An 18,037-nucleotide genomic window follows, 5' to 3' on the forward strand; every position below is an offset into this window, starting at 1 on the left:
AAAAGTAACAAAATTTGTCCTGTTTGTCAAGCATTATCCGGTCGAACAACTATTTTTCTCTCCATTATTCTACAATTGTATCGGAATAAGGTACATAATATCACTCCTTTGCGCTACAAGAACTTGTATAGAATGATTCTGTGATAATCTCTACCGACTGGTAGAGATTACGCAACCTCTGCTTAAACCCGTCTGCATCATCTGTACCCGACTCCTTTTAGACGATACATCATATCCTTCATCTTGACGGCACAAAATTCTTTCGTAGATGCTTATTTTCTGCTTGACATCGCTCAATCCTGCCGATAATATCGTACACCGTTTTATCCATTTAAGATTTAAACTGTCCAGCGCAGGTTTACCTGACGTTGTTCTATTTGAAAGTGAGTGAGAGATGTCTTATCGAAAAACCAATCTAAGGCTGTTGCGGCGGATACTCCGTCGGCAACAATGGAGACGGTTGTATGATTAAGTCTTTTATTCAAGACTTGTATCAAACAACTGATGGTTGAAGTTGAAGTATTCGGAATAAGAATTTCGTCCGGCGGTTGCGGCTGAATGCCCGACCATTCGTAGTTATCTTCCCCTCTTCAATTTCAATCATCCCACAAGATTAAGAAACAGATATTCGGTTTGCCCGAGAAGGCGTTACTTTTTCGAGCAGACCGGCGCTTTGACGTTTATGGAGTAATACGACCGGAGGGTCGGGGGGCTCCCTCCTGTCCCATATTACGAAGAGGAGATATCGAACGAATAGAATGTCCCCGGCATAACAGGGCAGGGATAGTTACAATGAATAATTTTAGAGAAATAAGAGTGCTTCCGGCGCTGCGCTCAGCCATTATGAATCTCTGGCAGCGTCTGCAAACCCGGCTGTCCGTAAGAAAGCAGAAGGGTGCGCCCCAGGCGTTGTCGGCGGCAGGCGACAGCCAGTGCCCGCTTCCGCTTACGGGCGAAGAATACTCACTGACCATTCTAGGCAGGCTTTATTACGAACGGGGGTATCTGACTGAAGCCGAGCACTATCTCCATAGGGCCGCGGCTGAGCGACCCCAGTTGCTTGCCGCGCGCTATGTTATGGCAACTATCGCTGCCGAGAGAGGGGAATTCAACACCGCCGTAGAAATTATGCTCGAAAGCCGGGTTGACAGTATAAATAGCCGCAATGTTTATCAGATACTGGGCGGAGCCCTGGCGGCTGACGGACTTTGTGAAGCAGCGATCGGGATTTACTGTCTCGGTATTAACCGCGGTTACGCCGACTTTGCGCTTTATGCCGACCTGGCTAATCTCTATTTATCCACCTGCCGCCGTTCCGAAGCGCTGGTTTTTGCTGCCAAGGCTCTGAAGTTGGCTCCGGATCAGGAATCCCGTTTCTCCTGCTATGCGGTAATGGCAGACTGCGCATTCGACCTCGAAGATTACAAGTCTGCGGCTGAATATGCCAGACAGGGATTCAATTGCAATCCGGGGGACTTCAGGAACGCTTTTGTATATGGGAATTCTCTGGTGCAGCTGAACAGGCTCGAAGAAGCGCAGCAGGTTTTCCGCAGGATTACGATTGCTCATCCTAACCGGCATGAGGGTTTCCGCAGTCTGGGAGTCGTGCTGGGAATGGTCGAGCAGTATGAAGAGGCTCTGCGAATGCTTTGGCAGGCTCTGTGGCTTGAGCCGGATGACACCGCAGCGCAGGGGTACCTGGTGGAATTCTACGATGCCTTAGTCGAGACCGACGACAATGAGGCGGACACATCTGAGGTGACCTGAGTCGCGACGCTGATTTGTCAAAAGAGGAATCGCGCATGATGCGGAAACATTGAGGCAAAAAACCCGCCGAAATCATTTCGGCGGGTTATGATTTTGGTGCCGAAGGGGGGATTTGAACCCCCACGCCTTGTGGGCACTGCGCCCTGAACACAGCGTGTCTGCCAATTTCACCACTTCGGCAAGGTGATTAAGATATCATTACGTCCCCCGGAGGGCAACTGGTTTTTTGGGCAAATTGTGAATCTCTGTTACTGATTCAGTCGGTTACAGAGACTGGCAGACAAAAAAAGCCCCGCCAAGGCGGGGCTCACTCATCGATTTCAGATTTTAATTCAGATACGCTCGCAGCGAACGGCTGCGGGAAGCGTGTCGAAGACGGCGGATAGCCTTCTCCTTAATCTGGCGCACCCGCTCCCGAGTGAGCGAAAAACGCGCTCCGATTTCCTCCAAAGTAAGAGCCTTCTCATGATTGAGACCAAAATAGAGGCTGATTACTTCCGCCTCACGGGGCGTCAGCGTATCCAGAGCCTTTTCAATCTCCAGCTTCAAAGACTGACTCAGTAGTTCCTCATCCGGCGCCGGCTGGAACTCATCCTCCAGTATATCAATCAGCGAATTGTCTTCACTGACCGAAAAAGGGGCATCCAGCGAAAGATGAGAGTTGGAAATCTTGAGGGTATCGGAAACCTCCATCTCGGAGAGGTCCAGCTCGCGGGCGATTTCATCCGGCGAGGGCTCCCGCCCCAGGTCCTGCTCCAGCGAACTGGAGACTTTGCCAATCTTATGCAACGTTCCGACGCGGTTTAACGGAAGTCGCACAATACGGCTCTGCTCCGCCAAAGCCTGCAGGATTGCCTGACGAATCCACCAGACAGCGTAACTGATAAATTTGAATCCACGGGTCTCATCAAACCGTTTCGCCGCTTTTATCAGACCTATATTCCCCTCGTTTATAAGGTCAGCCAGCGAGAGACCCTGATTCTGATATTGCTTTGCCACCGAAACAACAAATCGCAGATTGGCTTTGGTTAATGATTCCAAGGCATTCTTGTCGCCCTGCCTTATTTTCTTTGCCAACCGCACTTCTTCTTCCGGCGGGATAAGGGGAGTCTCCCCAATTTCTCGGAGATACAGGTCCAGCGACCTGTCTTCGTCGCGGTACTTTAACGACTGTTTAGCCACGATGAATTTTAACTCCTTTTCCTATACGGTAATACGGGTTGTCCTATTCCCACTTGAGAGGAGAGGCGTCACACCCGGTTTTATGGCCTTACGGCCTTATACTCAATCGTCCCTCTGGGGTCAACCAGAAGAATCGGAATGGCGGTGCGACTTCCCCGCAGCCGCTCCGCTATGGCTCGCAACTCGCGCAGGTTGCCGATATCATTCCGGTCCACCTGTGTAATTATAGAACCAGGCTGGATACCGGCCCGGTCAGCCTGAGAGCCGCGCGCCACCCGGTCGATATAAACGCCCGGGAAATAATCCCCAAAACCTTTTTCAGTCGCAATCTGTTCCGTAAAATCCAAAAGTTCCATCCCCAACCAGGATAATCTCTCTCCGGTCGGCGCAAACTGCGGGGCATTTGCCAGCTGGTACTGCTCTCGGTCAACGATGCGGGCGGTCACGCTCATTCTTTTGCCCCCCCTTAACAGGGTAATCTGGGCATCCTGATTGCGCGGGGCGGTGGCAATCAAGACCGATAGCTGCCCAGGGTCATTGACATCATGGTCATTGAATTTTATGAGAATGTCGTTCCGCCTGATGCCGGCATGGTCAGCCGGGGAATCGCGAAAGACCGAATCAACATGAACCCCGCGGACGGCATCCATTCCATATCTTTTGGCTTGCGCCTGGGTCACTGCCGAAAGCCAGATACCGAGCCACCCGCGAGAGACTCGTCCGCTGGCAATCAGGTCCGGCACAATCGCCCGGGCGATATTAATCGGTATCGCAAAACCGATTCCGACCGAGCCGCCTGAGGGGCTGGAGATAGCGGCGTTCACTCCAATTGCTTCCCCCTTCAGATTAAGTAACGGTCCTCCGGAATTGCCGGGATTGATCGAAGCATCGGTTTGAATATAATCTTGATATCGCGGCGATTCGCTGCCGAATCTTAAATTACTGCGACCTTTGGCGGAAATCACGCCTACCGTAACCGTTCGGTCCAGCCCCTGCTGCGGAAAAGGATTGCCGATGGCAATGGACCAGTCACCGACTTTAATCTCGTCGGAGTTGCCAAACGGAATATAAACGATACTCTCCTCCGGTTCTACCTTCAACACTGCCAGGTCGGTTTCCTGGTCGGCTCCGACCACCTGGGCATCATATTGGTACCCCGTCGCCGTTCTGACCACCACCCGCTTGGCGTTGCGCACTACATGATTATTGGTCAGGATATAACCGTCCGGTCTGAAGAAAAACCCGGAACCAAAAGAGACGGAGGGCTCATTGGGCACCTGAAAAAAGCGCCAGAAGAAATCGTCATAGTATCGCGGCTGCGCCTCCTGCTCCACGGATATATTGACCACCGCATTGCTTTTCTGCTCCACCACCGCCACAAAAGGAGAAACAGACTCTCCACTCGAATTCTTGACTGTCGGGTACTCCGCCTGCGGAATAGTGGCGACCGATTTCTGAGCGAAATCGAGATTTGAAGCCAGTATAAAACCCAAGACAGTGAAGCCGAGAGCAATCAGCCCCACTGAGAAATAGCGCCCACCTGCCCCAATAGGGAAAAAAGACCTCCCTTTCAATTCAAATCCTCCAAACAATTTAGCCAATAATTATACGAACCATAATTAATTTTGTCAACAGATATGTTGACTCCTTAAGACGTTATCTACTGTTCTTTATACTTAAATATTTGCAGTAAGTTTCTTTTTCATAATTTCCCGCTAAAAGACGCAATTCCTTGCACAGCAACAGATTCAGCCAAATCGTCCTCTGCGCTTAGTTGATGGTTCGCTATATGATTGACATTGACTCGCATTAAGCATAGATTATTGATTCTCTTATGCCTTATACTAATGAGATTAAGCAGATTATAGAGATTGGGCGACGTCTCTACGACAAAGGATTTATCGCCGGGGTTGACGGCAATCTTTCGGTACGCCTCAACTCCCGTGAAATCCTTATCACGGCTACAGGTATTTCCAAAGGTTTTTTGGATCCGGAGGATGTTGTCATCGTGGATTACGGCGGGAATACTCTCAGTGGCGACCGCAAACCTTCCTCTGAAATGAAAATGCATCTGGCGGTCTATAACGGTCGCGAGAATGTTCATGCCTGTTGCCATGCTCATCCGCCTTACGCCACCGCTTTCTCCGTGGTGGAAAAAATTCTGCCTCCCAATATCCTTCCTGAGGTTATCCTTACTCTGGGACAGATTCCGCTGGTCGAATATGCTCCTCCCGGCACCGCGGCGGTTCCGCGCGCTCTGGAGAAGTATCTGAAAGAGCATGATGGCTTTATACTGACTAATCATGGCGTTCTCACCCTGGGACGAAACCTCTTTGAGGCTTTCTACCGGATGGAAACGGTTGAACATTACGCCAAAATTATCTATATTGCCGAGCAGAGCGGCAAACTCAATTTTCTTGACCTGGATGAAGTGCGCCGTCTGGAAAAATTGAGAGAGTCTCTTGGGACACAAACCAAATGATTAAAAAGGTCATCCTCGATAAAGCCGACCGCCTTTATCATCTCCCTTTCGATTTGGAAGAGCACTTTCCCCGTCAGACGTTACAATCGACGGCGCGTCGATTCCCCTTGATAGACCTGGGGCACTTTCACTGGCCTGTTGAGAAATGGCCTGCGGATGGTCCGGGGTCTTCAGAAATCGCCGGCGCCAAAGAGTTGCTGACGTTGAAGGAAGCCCTGTCTTCCTGGTTGCAGGAGGAATATTCTCTTAGAATCAACCCCCGCAAGCAAATTTTTATCGGTCACGGCATTCGGCGCATCCTGCTTGATTTCGCTCTCGCCTTTATCGAATATGGCGACCTGGTGCTCTGTCCCGAGCCGGGACTTCCCGCTTACCGCCGCGAAATCATCCTTGCCGGTGGAATGCCATTGAGCTATCAGATTTCGGAAAAGACCAACTTTAAGCCGTCGCTCAAGAAATTTTCCGCCAATGTCGGCAAGTCCGCCAAGGTTTTGATGCTCAATTCTCCCCACAATCCGCTTGGCGCGGTGCTCGATGAATCCGACCTCGGCGAGTTGATTCGTTACGCCTCGCGCGACAATATCCTGCTGGTCAATGATGCCGCCTACTGCTCTTTAGCCGAAGAGAAATTTCTGCCAATCTTTTCGCTTCCGGGAGGCGACCGGGTATCGCTGGAAATTTTCTCTGTGCCGCTGACGTTCGGGCTACCGCATATACCGTTTGGGTTCGCGGTCGGTCCGCCCGAGACAATCGCGGCACTCGAATCGACGGGAAGGCTGACCGGACAGTATGTGCCGGCGGGATGGATTAGGGCCGCCCTGAAGGCTATCGAACAATATCCCTCCCCCGAGTTGAAAAACGTCCGCAAACGGATTGAACAATCGCGCCAGGCGGCCAAGCAGATGGTCGAAAAGTATGACTGGAAACCGCTGGGGCATGATTCGGCTCCCTTCCTCTGGACTAAAATTCCGGGGCGGAAATCCTCCTCCGCTTTCGCCACCGCTCTTCTCCGCCGCAGGGGTATTCTGACTCTCCCCGGCACCGCGTTCGGCGATGCCGCCGATGGCTATCTGCGGCTCTCTTTGACCGCATCTGCCGAGGAGTATCGCAGCGCTGAGGAACAATTGGGCCGACGTTTCCTGCAAAAAGAGTAAGGGATATTGCTATGGATGTTATCAGACTCAACAATATGGTCTTTTACGGATACCACGGGGTCACCGCCGCCGAGAAAGAGACCGGTCGGCGATTCGAGGTTGACTGTGAACTCGAAGCCGACCTGGCATCGCCCGGACAGTCTGACTCCCTGACCGACACGGTGGACTATGCCGCGGTTTATCAGAAGGTGCGCGAGATTGTCGAAGGGAAAGCGTTCTCACTGGTGGAGTCGCTGGCGGTCAGCCTAGCTAATGAAATCCTGAAGGAGTTCCCCGTATTTAAGGTCACCGTCCGGGTGCGCAAGATTGTCCCCCCGATTCCGGGAACCATCAGTCATATCGAAATTGAAGTCGCCCGCCAGCAGTCGGACACATCGAAGATTATCGCCGACAGCCAGGAATAAGAGGTCACAGATGTCCAGCTTTGTCTATTTATCATTCGGTTCCAATCTCGGAGACCGTGAAGCCAACCTCAATCATGCCGTCGCCGCCGTCGAGAGTATCGAGGGGTTTGATTTCGTGACCGCCTCTTCCATCTATATAAGCGAAGCGGCTGCCATGGATAAATCGGCGCCGGAGTTTTTGAATATGGTGGTTAAAGGGGAATATCAGTATCGTCCACAGGAGCTGCTCAACGCCCTGGAGCTTATAGAAAAGAAACTGGGCCGCACCGGCAAAGGGGAAATGCTGCCGCGCTCCATTGATATCGATATTCTCTTATTCGGCGAAGAAGTTGTGGAAACGGAACGTCTATCTATCCCCCATCGTCATCTTACAGAGCGTCCTTTCATTCTGATTCCGCTTCTTCAATTGGAGCCGACCTTGATTCATCCGGTAAGCCGCGAGCCGCTCGCGGTCTATCTGAAGGAAAAAGACAGGAAGAAAATCCTGATGTACAAAGAAACGCCGACTCGCCATGCCTGAGCCGCAATATATCGCCATAGAAGGGGTCATCGGCGCCGGCAAAACCACTCTCGCCCGAATGCTTGCCGAAAAGCTCAAAGCGCAGCTTCTTCTTGATGACGCCATGAACAACCCCTTTTTGGTCGATTTCTACAAGAATCCGAAGCGGCACGCTTTTTCAGCCCAGCTCTATTTTCTCTTGACCCGTTACCAGCAGCAGCAGACACTTCTGGTGCGCGACCTTTTTGCCGAGCGGATTGTCGCCGACTACTCCTTTGCCCGCGACCCTATTTTTGCCACGGTCAATCTCAACGGCAAAGAGTTGACATTGTACGAAAAAATCCTGCCGCTTCTGACCGCTAATATTCCCAAGCCGGACTTGACAATCTACCTGCAGACTTCTACCCCGGTGTTGCTGCAGCGAATCAAGAAGCGGGCTATCTCGTTTGAGAAAGGAATCAGCGAGGAGTATCTCAAGCAATTGAATGAGTCTTTCAATTATTTCTTCTTTCATTATGAAGATTCCCCCCTGCTGGTGGTCAAAACGGATGATATCGACTTTGTCAGCAATCCCAACGATTTTGAAAATCTGGTGCAGGTGATAATGAAACCGGCGTCGGGGAAGAGATATTATGTCCCGGCGGGAAGCAACCTTTGACCAATAAAATCGGATGATAATATGGGTACCTCGGAACGTAAAAAGATGACCGTCACCCGCTTTCGGGAGAAGAAGACGAGAGGCGAGAAACTGGCGGTCCTGACCGCCTATGATTTTTTCACGGCAAAGACGCTTGACCGCGCCGGGGTTGATTCCCTTCTGGTCGGCGATTCAGTCGGCATGGCGCTTTATGGCGAGAAGAGCACTCATCCGGTGACGATGGAGATAATGCTGGCGCACACTCGCGCCGTCGCGCGGGCGACCGAATTCGCGCTGGTTATTGCCGATATGCCGTTCATGTCGTACCAGCCGTCACTGGAAACCGCCATCATCAATGCCGGAAGATTAATCCGCGAGTCCTTCGCCGAAGCGGTGAAACTGGAAGGGGGAGTCGAGATGGCCGCTACAGTCAGGCGGATTGTCGAGTGCGGAATACCGGTGATGGGGCATATCGGGATGACCCCTCAGTCGATTCATCGTTTTGGCGGCGCCCGGGTGCAGGGACGAAAGGAATTATCGCGGCAATATCTGATTGATTCGGCCGAAGCGCTCGAGGAAGCCGGTGCTTTTTCTATAGTACTGGAATTGATTCAGGCTGATGTCGCCGCCGAGATTACCGCCGCTGTCGATATTCCCACGATTGGTATCGGTTCCGGCAAAGAGTGCGATGGCCAGGTGCTGGTGATTAACGATATTCTCGGTCTGTACGATATCTACACCCCGAAATTTGTCCGCAAATATGCCGACCTGCCGCCGCTTATCGAAAAGGCGGCAGCAGATTTTATCAGCGATGTCCGCTCGGGAAGATATCCCGGCGAGGACGAGTCTTTCTTTAAGAAGGAATAAATCGTTTTCTGTAAGCAGAAGAAGACCGAACATCGCCCGTGAGCCTTGATAAACCTGTCACACTAGATCTGAAAATCAAGTTAGCCAATTCTACAGGAGTGGACTATGTCGTTATCTTTCAAATGCCATAAGTGCAAGAGTGAAATTGTAAGCGGCTTTCTCAGTCGGGGAGAAACGATGGCTTGTCCTTTCTGCGGGGCGCTGGTGGTTATTCCGGAGACGGCCGTGGAGACCGGCAAAGCGGCAACAATTAAGAACAAAGTTCCTAACATCAAATCTTCTTTTGGCAAGAAATGGGAGTTGAAGATAACCGAGAAGGAAGATATTGCGCCGGTCTGCCCGTACTGCGAGATTCAACTGACGGAGTTTTATATTCGTTCCAAGGGATGGGGTTTTATCAACACCAGAGATTCGGTTTATTTTTGCCCCAACTGTCACAAAGTCCTCGGCTTCGGCCAGAGCCGGATGATGTAGACAGATTGGCAGGTCTGATTCCATCAGGGGACCCGCCATTGCGGACTGACGGCGCGGTAAAATATCAGCACCAATAAGGGAATTTGATCTATTCAACTGGGTCACCTGCTCGGGAATTCATCGGCTTCTGTTGTCCCTGGCCTGCTCAGAACTATTGTGTCTCCAATTGAAATCTTCATCAAGTCTTCACCCACTTCGACTGGTCCCGTATATCGCTTACGAGTAGCCTTAAATATCTCAGCCTCGGAAGCGTCGGGCCGCACGATGTGTGAATATATTGCCAGCTTAGGTCGGGTTCGTTCAAATATCTCTCCGGCCTGCTCAGGCGAGGTGTGATGGCCAAGAATAGTCCCAATTCGTTCCTGAGAGTATCCGGCTCGTTCAAGAGAGCTAACCGAAGCAACCTCATGAATCAAGATGTCCACCCCGGCAGCATATTTAATTAAATTCTCGCAAGGTCTGGTGTCTCCGGAAAGCACAACCGAGTGTCCTTCGTAGTCGATGCGATAACCAAAGGCCGGTCTAACGCTACCGTGATCGACCTCAAAGGCAGTTACTTCAACCCCATTCAACTCAATTACCATTCCATCTATAACCTCTTCCGATACTATCACCGCTCCTTCTGGGTTTAGTTTGTCGTCTTTCACACGGATTCGCAAGTCCTCTGCAAATGCCTGGCTTAGATGGTCCATCATATTTTTGGTACCGACCGGGCCCCAAACTTGAACTGCTCTATCCCGTCCGGGATAGAATAACCAACCGGTCAGCCACAGATCCGGAAAGCCTACCACATGATCAGAGTGAAAGTGAGTTAGAAATACACCCGAGATTTCTTTCCAGTGAACACCGACTTGATGTAGCCTCTGCATTGCACCTCGACCGGCATCAAAAAGGAGCATGTGTCCACCTGCCTCAATGAGTATACAGGGACCAAATCGATTCATCACCGGTGGCGGGCACCCCGTGCCGAGAAGAGTGATATTCATTTCTTGCGCGTCCGAAATCTCTGGAAATGTGATGCAGATCCCAGCAAACACCAAGATACTCAGTACTGTGCGAACTATTTGCATTTACTGAAATACGCTAGATTGCAGTGCCGAGTTGGATACAATACACTGAGCAGCGATATAAATTTGCTCAATTTAGCCGTTACAACCTATATCAATTGCATATTCCTCCTTGACCAGCAATATAAAACTGCGATATTTTCTCTGTGCTTCAATGGAATGAGTATGTAAAAATCTTCATCGCGGTGATGGTCATAGTTGACCCTCTCGGCGCCATCCCGCTCTTCCTGGGGTTGACCTCAAATCACAGCGACAGCGACCGACGACGTATCGCCTGGGTGGCATCACTGGCGATGGCTATTATTCTGATAGTCTCCTGTCTGCTCGGCGACCGTATTCTGCACTTTTTCGGCATCAGTATGGCGTCGTTCCGGGTCGCGGGCGGAATTCTTCTGCTCTTTCTCGGCATCGCCATGATGCATGCCCGCCAGAGTTCCAGTAAACATACGCCGGAAGAGGACCGGGAGGCGGAAAACAAAGAAAGCATTGCCGTGGTGCCATTGGCGCTCCCCCTTTTGGCGGGACCGGGCGCGATAAGTATGATGATTATCTACGCTCAGGATGCCCCCGGCTGGGGACACCGCGGAATTCTCATCGGAAGCAGTATCTTCGCCGCATTGCTGATTTATCTCACACTTCTGTTCTCAATCCGGCTCAGCCGCGTTTTCGGGCAGACCGGCATAAATATTGTCAGTCGAGTGATGGGATTGATTCTGACCGCTATCTCAATTGAGTTTATTACTTCAGGATTACTTCAGATTTTCCCCGGCTGGGGAAATTAAACGTCTGATTATTTGAGGAAGATATAGAGAAGCGCGCCGAGTATGATCATGGCGCCGGCGATAGAGTAGGTGAATTTCGGCAGGCGCCAACGGCCCGTGATGCTCTTGTTAGAATCTTCTTTAGCGAGCGGCTTTTCCATCTGAGTGAGGCTGTGGCGAAATTCTTCCCAATCATATAAGAATTCCTCTACTCCGCGATAGCGCAGGGTGGTTCGGATAGCCAGCATTTTCGAGAGGATATCATAGACTTTGGTCGGAATGCTTTTCTGAAGCGCTCCCAGGAAGAGCCGTCCGGCCCGGTCATGAATCGGATTCTTGCCGAACATCAGTTGATGCAGGATGACGCCGAGAGCATAGATGTCGGCCTGTTTGCTCAACCGGCGCTCGGGCGGAGCATACCAGTTTTTCTCCATCATATTGTAATGTGGCGGCATCCCGAAATCGGTCAGTTTGATTTTTTCATCGCGGGTGAAAAGTATATTGGACGGTCGCAGGTCGCCATGAATAATGTTGTTCTTGTGGGCGAAATCAAGCCCTTCGGCAACCTCGGCGGCGATGGCCATCGCTTTTTCGTACGGATACGGCTTAATCATCCGATCCGCCAGGGAGCCGCCCGGAGCGTACTCCATAACCACCACCAGTTTCCGGTTGTCACCGCCGGCCCCATAAATGTTTATTACATTCTTGTGTTTGAGATGGCTTAAAAGTTTCGCCTCTTTGAGACCGGCATTGGACTTCTCATTCTTCTTGATAACCACCAATTCCTGGCTTTCGCGGTTCTCCACCAGCAAGGTCGAGGCATATTTGGTTTCGCGGATGGTGTCGAGAAATTGACATTTACCAATGAAGGAATCAAGACCGGCAAATTCCGCCTTGGGGAAGGCGGCGCTGCGGGCGCGGCCTGATATCAGATTCAGAAGTTCATCTTTCAATTCCACCGCCGTTTGAAACCGGTCGCGCGGGTCCTCGGCAAGGCAGCGGGAGATAATATCATCATAGCGCTTGGATATCTTGGAATCGACCTCGGACGGCATCCGGAATCGCCCCATCGGTCTATGACCGGTCAGAATTTCATAAATGATGATCCCGATGGAAAAGATATCGGTGGTCAGGTCGACATTGGCGGACGATTCCCGCTGCTCCGGCGACATATATGCCAGGGTTCCCATAACAATGTCGGAGTTCGTATTTTCATGCTCTTCTTTATTGGAAATCAGGGCAATACCAAAATCAGCCAGAAGGGCGTTGCCGTTGCGGTCAATAAGGATATTGGCTGGTTTAATATCGCGGTGAATCACGCCATTCTTATGGGCATAATCGAGCCCTTTGAGAATCATGATGATAATCTCCAGTTTGTCCCTGAGGGTGAACTCGCTGGAATGGATAATTTCTTTGAATGAGCGGCCGTCAACATACTCCATCACGAAGTAATATCGTCCCTCCGCCAGCCCTTTGTCGATTATATGGACGATGTTGGGGTGATTTAAAGCGGCGATAGTAACCGACTCCCGTTCGAAGCGGCGGACGATGTCGGGGTCGGCGATATAGTGGGGGAAAAGGACTTTAATGGCTACCAAGCGACTGAGCGATTTCTGGCGCGCTTTGAAAATCTCGGCTATTCCCCCCTGTCCGATTTTCTCCAGAATTTCATAGTCTTTGAGTTCCGGCGGGGATTCGGTCTTAACAGCGTCTTGTATCATAAAATATATGAGGATGGCCCCTAAATGGGCTATCCTCATATATAATCGGCAGATAGGTGGGGAAATTTATTTCATAAGAAGCATCTTGCGGGTCAGCGATTTCCCGTCGGCAGTCATCCGGTAAAAGTAGATTCCGCTCGGCGCCTTATCAGCATTCCATTCCACTTTATGCTCTCCGGAGGGAAACTCACCATCTGCAAGCATCGTTACTTTCTGACCCAGGAGATTGAAGACCTCAATCCGAACATGCGAGCGAGTCGGCAGGGAAAATGAAATCGAGGTTACCGGATTGAAAGGATTGGGGTAGTTCTGCGCCAGCGCAAGACTGGTCGGCAACATCCCTTCCTCCAGAGCGATATCGGTGGAATGGCGGATTTCGACTGTGCCGGCTGTAAAGTCGGGTAGAAGGGTGGTGCCATCGGTGTCAGAGAATTCGACTCGTCTCCAGATATGGTAAATCTGCCCGCCGACTTCGAAGGTAGAATCGCGATTGACGGAATCGACAATAACCGAGATATCGGGGGCAGAGGCCGAGGCAGTCAGATAAAGTGTGGCAAGCAGCCCGGAGTCATTGGCAAAGAAGGGAAGCGGATAGACGACATCCGGTATGTAGGAAAACTCCAGAGATGTTCCGTTTATGATATAGTACCCCTCCATATTGCTCTGTTTGAGGGAACCGCCAAAATCGACATAGTTGCAGGTAAGGTAACTGCTGGAAAAGCGGAGAGGGATTCTCAAAGCGGTCGTCGGGTAGTTATTATTGGTCAACCAGACTCTTAATGTAAATGAGTCGCCCGGCTTGACCGTTTTACTCTCCACGGAAACCATTCCGGTAAACTCCGGCGGGGTCGCCGCCTTGCCGATACTGAAGATGCAAATCAGTATCATAACTGTGAAAACCGTTGACAGTTTTCTCATATCTTTTATCCTTTCCAAAGCACTCGCTTTCCTTGTTAGCTTAAGTTCTTTTCTCAATATACCTAACAGGTTAACTGAATTCCAGTCAGGTAATGCGCAAAGATGATGCCGTAACAGTGGATAAATCGGGTAATCGGCAGGAAAGTCGGGCTGTGCAAGAATCAAACAGCGGAAAGAGAAAAAAAGGCAGTGCCCCGGGGCAAAAAAATATCTTTGTTCAGGGCTTTATGGAGCAGCCGCAACCTTCGCAGGCTTCCATATCTTTAGCCACCATCTCAACGCGAACGATGCCGAAAATCGAGGCGCTGTCGGCATCATATTCGACTTTTTCCAGCACAAAGGCTTCATCCCTGCCGCCGGAGTTGTCGCCGCGGAAGACCGAGAGGGCAGAGCGGATAGAGTAAAACTGCTTGAGAAGAAGAAACTGCTCCTGGATGTCGCGGCCGTCAAAGTCCGGAACTAACTCACGTATGCGGCTTTCCAACAGACGGCTCGCCGGAATGTTTTGCACATAAGGAAGCAGCAGGGCGCCGCCGATAGTCTGACCGCAACTCTGCTTCTTGAGGCCGAAGCGAACCAGGCGGTCGTCATTATCGAGGACAACCTTGAGAAGTTCCGTGTAATCAGAGCAGGGCATGGCAAGCTTTCATTATAATTGATATAACATTAGATATACGGCAATTCCGGACAGAGAGACAAACATCCAGACCGGCCAGACCCATTTTACCAGCCGCCGATGGCGGTCGAATTTTTCACGGAAGGCGTAATAGACGGCGGCAATTATAAAAGGGACCATTAGCGCCGCCAGAATGATATGAGGTATCAGAATGGCAAAGTAGAGCGGACGGGTCCAGTCGTGATACGGATACGGCACCGAGCCGACCGCATTGTGATAGATGAGATAGGAAATCAGAAAAAGCAGCGAGGCGACCAGCGCCGCCACCATAAATCTTTTGTGTCGCTCGGGGTAGTTTTTCTTAATGCTAATATATCCGGAAATGAGCAGTATGGCGCTGACAGCATTCAGAAGCGCATTCAGGTGAGGCAGGTCGCTTGTGCTCACGGAAGTTCCCGCGCCAGTTGACTGATCTGCCCTTTCAGAATATTGATACTGGCGTCGCTTAAGCCGTCAAAATAACCGCGAATCTGCCCCCGCTCATCGACCAGAACAAATTTGGTGGTATGATTGCCGGGAAGGTCCTCAGCGGCAAGCATAAAACCATTCTCGGAAAGGTCAACCACCTGTTCAATCGGCGCCCGAAGAAAGACCCAGCGGTTGTCGGTCACTCCCTGTCGCTCGGCATATTCGCGCAAGACCGGCAGGCTGTCGCGCTCCGGGTCAACCGATATCGATATCAATTGCACCTTATTGCTCCCCTCAAACGCCTTGTACAGAGAAGACATCTTGCTTGCCATGATAGGACAGGGACCTTTGCAATGGGTGAAGATAAAATCAACGACGTTTAGTTTTCCCTTCATATCCTGCAAGCCAAAGGGCGCGCCGCTTTGCTCGGTGAATTGGAACTCCGGAAGCTGTCCCAGCACCGGAATCTGTTCGCGCGATTTGCGCGCCTGGTCAATAACAAACATCGCCACCGCCGCCAAGACAAAGAAAGCAGCCACAGACAGAATCAGGTTGCGCAGAGTTTTATTCGATTGAGTCATATTTTCCTCCCGTACTGCTTCAGAGCCGAGAACAGAATTAGCAAAGTGCCGACCAGCAAACTGGCCAGCCAGAGATGAAAGACCTGCATCACTTCGGGAAGCCCGATAATCATAAGAAGCGCCCCCACCAGCACCTGCAGCGCGACCAGTGCCATCAAGCCCCAGCTGGACTGTCTTACCAGGGGAGAGGGATTCTTGGCGGTGCGCAAAATCTTTCCGGCGGTCTGCCAGGCGCCAATCGCAATCACTATGCCCAGAAATGTATGTAGATGACTCACTATTCCGACTCTTCCAAGATACTCCGATTCCGACAGCAGGGGAAACTCTTTCTGAAGTATCTCCACAGAAGAGCGAATTTCAGTGCCCATCACAATCTGAATAAAGGTCAGTATCCAGAGCAGCAGTATCCAGCGGTCGGTCTTGCCGGGATAGACGGCATTCTTCTCTTCATCCGGCTTGACAATATAATATGCCTGCTGGGTGACATAGATTAGAAGACTGACAATGATAAAGGCAATCCCCATATGAACCGAGACAAAAAGCGGCTCTAATTCTGATGCCACCACCTGCCCTCCCTGCCATCCCTGAAAGGCGACCAGAAGCAGGGACGCCAGAGTCGGGTAGAGGAGTCGGGGATATTGACGGACTTTAGTCAACGCCAGAATCGCCAGAATAAAAATCAGAATCCCCAGCGCGACACCGCCGAGACGGTTGACATATTCAATCCAGGCGAGAGTGAAATTAAAAAGGCTGGGGTCGATATCGGGCGGGAGTTGATTGACGCTGGTCGGCGGAAACCAGCGGCCAAAACACCTGGGCCAATCGGGACATCCCAAGCCGGCTCCAGAGACGCGCACCAGGCCGCCAAGGAATATCACAAAGTAAGTAGCCAGAGTGGAGATAAAGGCGAATTTCAGAAACTTATTCATAAAACTGGTTCCCCCCGATTTCAGACCGTTTGCGACTCATGGTCCAGTATCTGCCTCACATTTACTGAATTCTATATTCCTAATGACCCTCCGGCGCCGATGTCCCGGACGAGTCCGGCATTGTCATTGACGGCGCCGCCGCGCTGTCGCTCCCTTTTTCCTTATAGATAATCGCATTCTTTTCAATCGGCGCTTCCTGCATGACGTCAATATCGCCACGCCGCATAGTATCGAACATGGTAAAGGTTATGAAGAGCGCCAGAAAGAGAATTGCCACGGCGAAAATAATCATAAAGATTTTCTTATCGTACAGCAAATGCATAAAGAAGAGCGCCACCAGCAGGGCTTTGATAGAGGCAATCAGCAGGGCGACAACGACATTGAATCCGCCCAGCGGTATAAAGGAGACGCCTACCGTAATGGCTGTCAGAGCCAATAGCGCCACTCCCACCGAAAGATAGATTTTCAGCGGCAAAATATGACTGTGGGTTTTGCTATGCTCACTCATTGCATTATCCAATCAGATACAGAAGCGGGAATAAAAATATCCAGATCAGGTCAACCAGATGCCAGTAAAGGCCGGTCATTTCAATCGGGGTATAATACTGAGCCGAGAAATTGTTCTTCAAGGTGCGATAAAGCACCCAGCTGATGGCGACCATCCCGGCAAGCACGTGGATTCCATGTAGGCCGGTCATGGTGAAATAGACGCTGAAAAAGATATGAGGATTACTCCCTTGAACGCCGGTAAAAGTGTAATATTTTCCGGGCAGCTGACCCAGATGAAACTTGTGGCTGTATTCGAAATATTTGACTACCAGGAAGACCGCGGCGCAAGCCAGAGTTATAATAAGAAACCAGATAGTTTTCTTTCGGTCGTTTAGCTGCATGCTTCTTATTGCCAGCGCCATGGTCACGGAGCTTGAAATAAGCACCACCGTATTAAGCGCTCCCAGCTCGACATTCAGAAACTTATGGGCGTTATAAAACATGTCAGGATTCCAGGCGCGATAGATGGCATAAAAACAGAAAAGTCCGCCAAAGAGAAGCACTTCAGTCAAAAGGAATATCCACATTCCCAGTTTGGCTGATTCCTGCTGCTGTTCGACTTCGCTGAAATGATGCGCCAGATAAGCCGGATGTTCTTTGCCGTGGGTCATGCTTTTGCCGGGCTCCCCTCTTCCACCAGGATTTTGTCGTAATCATAGGGACCGTGAGTCAACACCGGAGTCTCCTCAAAATTTTCCGGAGGCGGCGGCGAACTGTTGGTCCATTCCAGAGTCAGAGCGCCCCAGGGATTACTTCCGGCGGGCTTGCCGCGATAAATCGAGTGCACCAGATAGACCAGCATGACGACAAACCCCAATCCCAGAATCCAGGAACCGATTGATGAGAAGGCATGCAGCGGTTGATACTGGTCGAGGTAATTGTAATAGCGGCGCGGCATCCCTTTCGTGCCAAGGATAAACTGCGTAAAGAAGGTCACATTGAAACCGATGAAAACCAGGAC

21 protein-coding genes and 1 tRNA gene are annotated in these 18,037 nt (G+C 50.9%); 9 read left to right on the forward strand and 13 right to left on the reverse strand.

All coding sequences use genetic code 11. The annotated features are described in order from the left end of the window. The first annotated feature begins 792 nt into the window (after window positions 1-792). Complete coding sequence (locus tag AB1690_11285; GenBank protein ID MEW6015895.1) at window positions 793-1,767, forward strand: CDC27 family protein; 975 nt, start codon at window positions 793-795, stop codon at window positions 1,765-1,767. Window positions 1,768-1,861: 94 nt separating this feature from the next. Here the strand turns inward: AB1690_11285 and AB1690_11290 are convergent. The 3 genes from AB1690_11290 to AB1690_11300 form a co-directional block, all read right to left on the reverse strand. Continuing rightward, window positions 1,862-1,947 (reverse strand) — tRNA-Leu (locus AB1690_11290). Window positions 1,948-2,094: 147 nt separating this feature from the next. Further along, complete coding sequence (locus AB1690_11295) at window positions 2,095-2,949, reverse strand: sigma-70 family RNA polymerase sigma factor (protein ID MEW6015896.1); 855 nt, start codon at window positions 2,947-2,949, stop codon at window positions 2,095-2,097. An 80-nt stretch (window positions 2,950-3,029) separates the two neighbouring features. Further along, entirely contained in the window at window positions 3,030-4,523 is a 1,494-nt protein-coding gene (locus AB1690_11300) for a trypsin-like peptidase domain-containing protein (protein MEW6015897.1), read from the reverse strand. 260 nt (window positions 4,524-4,783) lie between these two features. On the opposite strand from AB1690_11300, the gene AB1690_11305 reads away from it, so the two are divergent. The 7 genes from AB1690_11305 (at window position 4,784) to AB1690_11335 (ending at window position 9,466) form a co-directional block, all read left to right on the forward strand. Further along, complete coding sequence (locus AB1690_11305; protein ID MEW6015898.1) at window positions 4,784-5,431, forward strand: class II aldolase/adducin family protein; 648 nt, start codon at window positions 4,784-4,786, stop codon at window positions 5,429-5,431. After that, entirely contained in the window at window positions 5,428-6,585 is a 1,158-nt protein-coding gene (locus tag AB1690_11310) for a pyridoxal phosphate-dependent aminotransferase (protein MEW6015899.1), read from the forward strand. Before AB1690_11305 ends, AB1690_11310 begins: the two co-directional genes overlap by 4 nt. 11 nt (window positions 6,586-6,596) lie before the next feature. Next, on the forward strand, window positions 6,597-6,989 hold the full coding sequence (folB, locus tag AB1690_11315) for a dihydroneopterin aldolase (protein MEW6015900.1): 393 nt from the start codon (window positions 6,597-6,599) through the stop codon (window positions 6,987-6,989). Between the two features lie 10 nt (window positions 6,990-6,999). Continuing rightward, complete coding sequence (folK, locus tag AB1690_11320) at window positions 7,000-7,509, forward strand: 2-amino-4-hydroxy-6-hydroxymethyldihydropteridine diphosphokinase (GenBank protein ID MEW6015901.1); 510 nt, start codon at window positions 7,000-7,002, stop codon at window positions 7,507-7,509. Further along, window positions 7,502-8,146 (forward strand): deoxynucleoside kinase, encoded by a 645-nt coding sequence (locus AB1690_11325; protein ID MEW6015902.1) that lies wholly within the window; start codon window positions 7,502-7,504, stop codon window positions 8,144-8,146. Before folK ends, AB1690_11325 begins: the two co-directional genes overlap by 8 nt. Window positions 8,147-8,167: 21 nt before the next feature. Further along, entirely contained in the window at window positions 8,168-8,992 is an 825-nt protein-coding gene (panB, locus tag AB1690_11330) for a 3-methyl-2-oxobutanoate hydroxymethyltransferase (protein MEW6015903.1), read from the forward strand. A 105-nt stretch (window positions 8,993-9,097) separates the two neighbouring features. Beyond that, window positions 9,098-9,466: a hypothetical protein gene (locus AB1690_11335; protein ID MEW6015904.1), complete on the forward strand. Its 369-nt coding sequence runs from the start codon at window positions 9,098-9,100 to the stop codon at window positions 9,464-9,466. A gap of 101 nt (window positions 9,467-9,567) precedes the next feature. Here AB1690_11335 and AB1690_11340 read toward each other — a convergent pair whose 3' ends face one another. Continuing rightward, window positions 9,568-10,536 carry an MBL fold metallo-hydrolase gene (locus AB1690_11340; protein MEW6015905.1) on the reverse strand — a complete coding sequence of 323 codons (969 nt, stop codon included), beginning with the start codon at window positions 10,534-10,536 and terminating at the stop codon, window positions 9,568-9,570. A gap of 143 nt (window positions 10,537-10,679) precedes the next feature. On the opposite strand from AB1690_11340, the gene AB1690_11345 reads away from it, so the two are divergent. Beyond that, a complete protein-coding gene (locus AB1690_11345) occupies window positions 10,680-11,315 on the forward strand; it encodes a MarC family protein (protein MEW6015906.1) in 636 nt (211 codons plus the stop codon). Between the two features lie 8 nt (window positions 11,316-11,323). Here AB1690_11345 and AB1690_11350 read toward each other — a convergent pair whose 3' ends face one another. From AB1690_11350 to AB1690_11390, 9 genes are all read right to left on the reverse strand, one after another. Then, window positions 11,324-13,015, reverse strand: a complete 1,692-nt coding sequence (locus tag AB1690_11350) for a serine/threonine-protein kinase (GenBank protein MEW6015907.1) — start codon at window positions 13,013-13,015, stop codon at window positions 11,324-11,326. Window positions 13,016-13,081: 66 nt separating this feature from the next. After that, on the reverse strand, window positions 13,082-13,933 hold the full coding sequence (locus AB1690_11355) for a T9SS type A sorting domain-containing protein (GenBank protein ID MEW6015908.1): 852 nt from the start codon (window positions 13,931-13,933) through the stop codon (window positions 13,082-13,084). A 217-nt stretch (window positions 13,934-14,150) separates the two neighbouring features. After that, window positions 14,151-14,570, reverse strand: a complete 420-nt coding sequence (locus AB1690_11360; GenBank protein ID MEW6015909.1) for a hypothetical protein — start codon at window positions 14,568-14,570, stop codon at window positions 14,151-14,153. A 12-nt stretch (window positions 14,571-14,582) separates the two neighbouring features. Further along, window positions 14,583-14,996 carry a DUF420 domain-containing protein gene (locus tag AB1690_11365; protein ID MEW6015910.1) on the reverse strand — a complete coding sequence of 138 codons (414 nt, stop codon included), beginning with the start codon at window positions 14,994-14,996 and terminating at the stop codon, window positions 14,583-14,585. Then, window positions 14,993-15,598 carry an SCO family protein gene (locus AB1690_11370; protein ID MEW6015911.1) on the reverse strand — a complete coding sequence of 202 codons (606 nt, stop codon included), beginning with the start codon at window positions 15,596-15,598 and terminating at the stop codon, window positions 14,993-14,995. Before AB1690_11370 ends, AB1690_11365 begins: the two co-directional genes overlap by 4 nt. Further along, window positions 15,595-16,527, reverse strand: coding sequence for a COX15/CtaA family protein (locus tag AB1690_11375; GenBank protein MEW6015912.1), 933 nt, complete (start codon window positions 16,525-16,527; stop codon window positions 15,595-15,597). The genes AB1690_11370 and AB1690_11375 overlap by 4 nt, the downstream gene beginning before the upstream one ends. Window positions 16,528-16,606: 79 nt before the next feature. After that, the gene (locus AB1690_11380) at window positions 16,607-17,035 is read right to left on the reverse strand and encodes a cytochrome C oxidase subunit IV family protein (protein ID MEW6015913.1); all 429 of its coding nucleotides are present in this window, start codon (window positions 17,033-17,035) and stop codon (window positions 16,607-16,609) included. Window positions 17,036-17,039: 4 nt separating this feature from the next. Beyond that, a complete protein-coding gene (locus AB1690_11385) occupies window positions 17,040-17,687 on the reverse strand; it encodes a cytochrome c oxidase subunit 3 family protein (GenBank protein MEW6015914.1) in 648 nt (215 codons plus the stop codon). Beyond that, window positions 17,684-18,037, reverse strand: a 354-nt coding sequence (locus AB1690_11390) for a cbb3-type cytochrome c oxidase subunit I (GenBank protein MEW6015915.1), incomplete at its 5' end; no start/stop codon positions are given. The genes AB1690_11390 and AB1690_11385, both read right to left, overlap by 4 nt.

It is taken from the genome of Candidatus Zixiibacteriota bacterium (genome assembly GCA_040753495.1).
In the GTDB taxonomy this organism is placed as follows: domain Bacteria; phylum Zixibacteria; class MSB-5A5; order GN15; family PGXB01; genus DYGG01.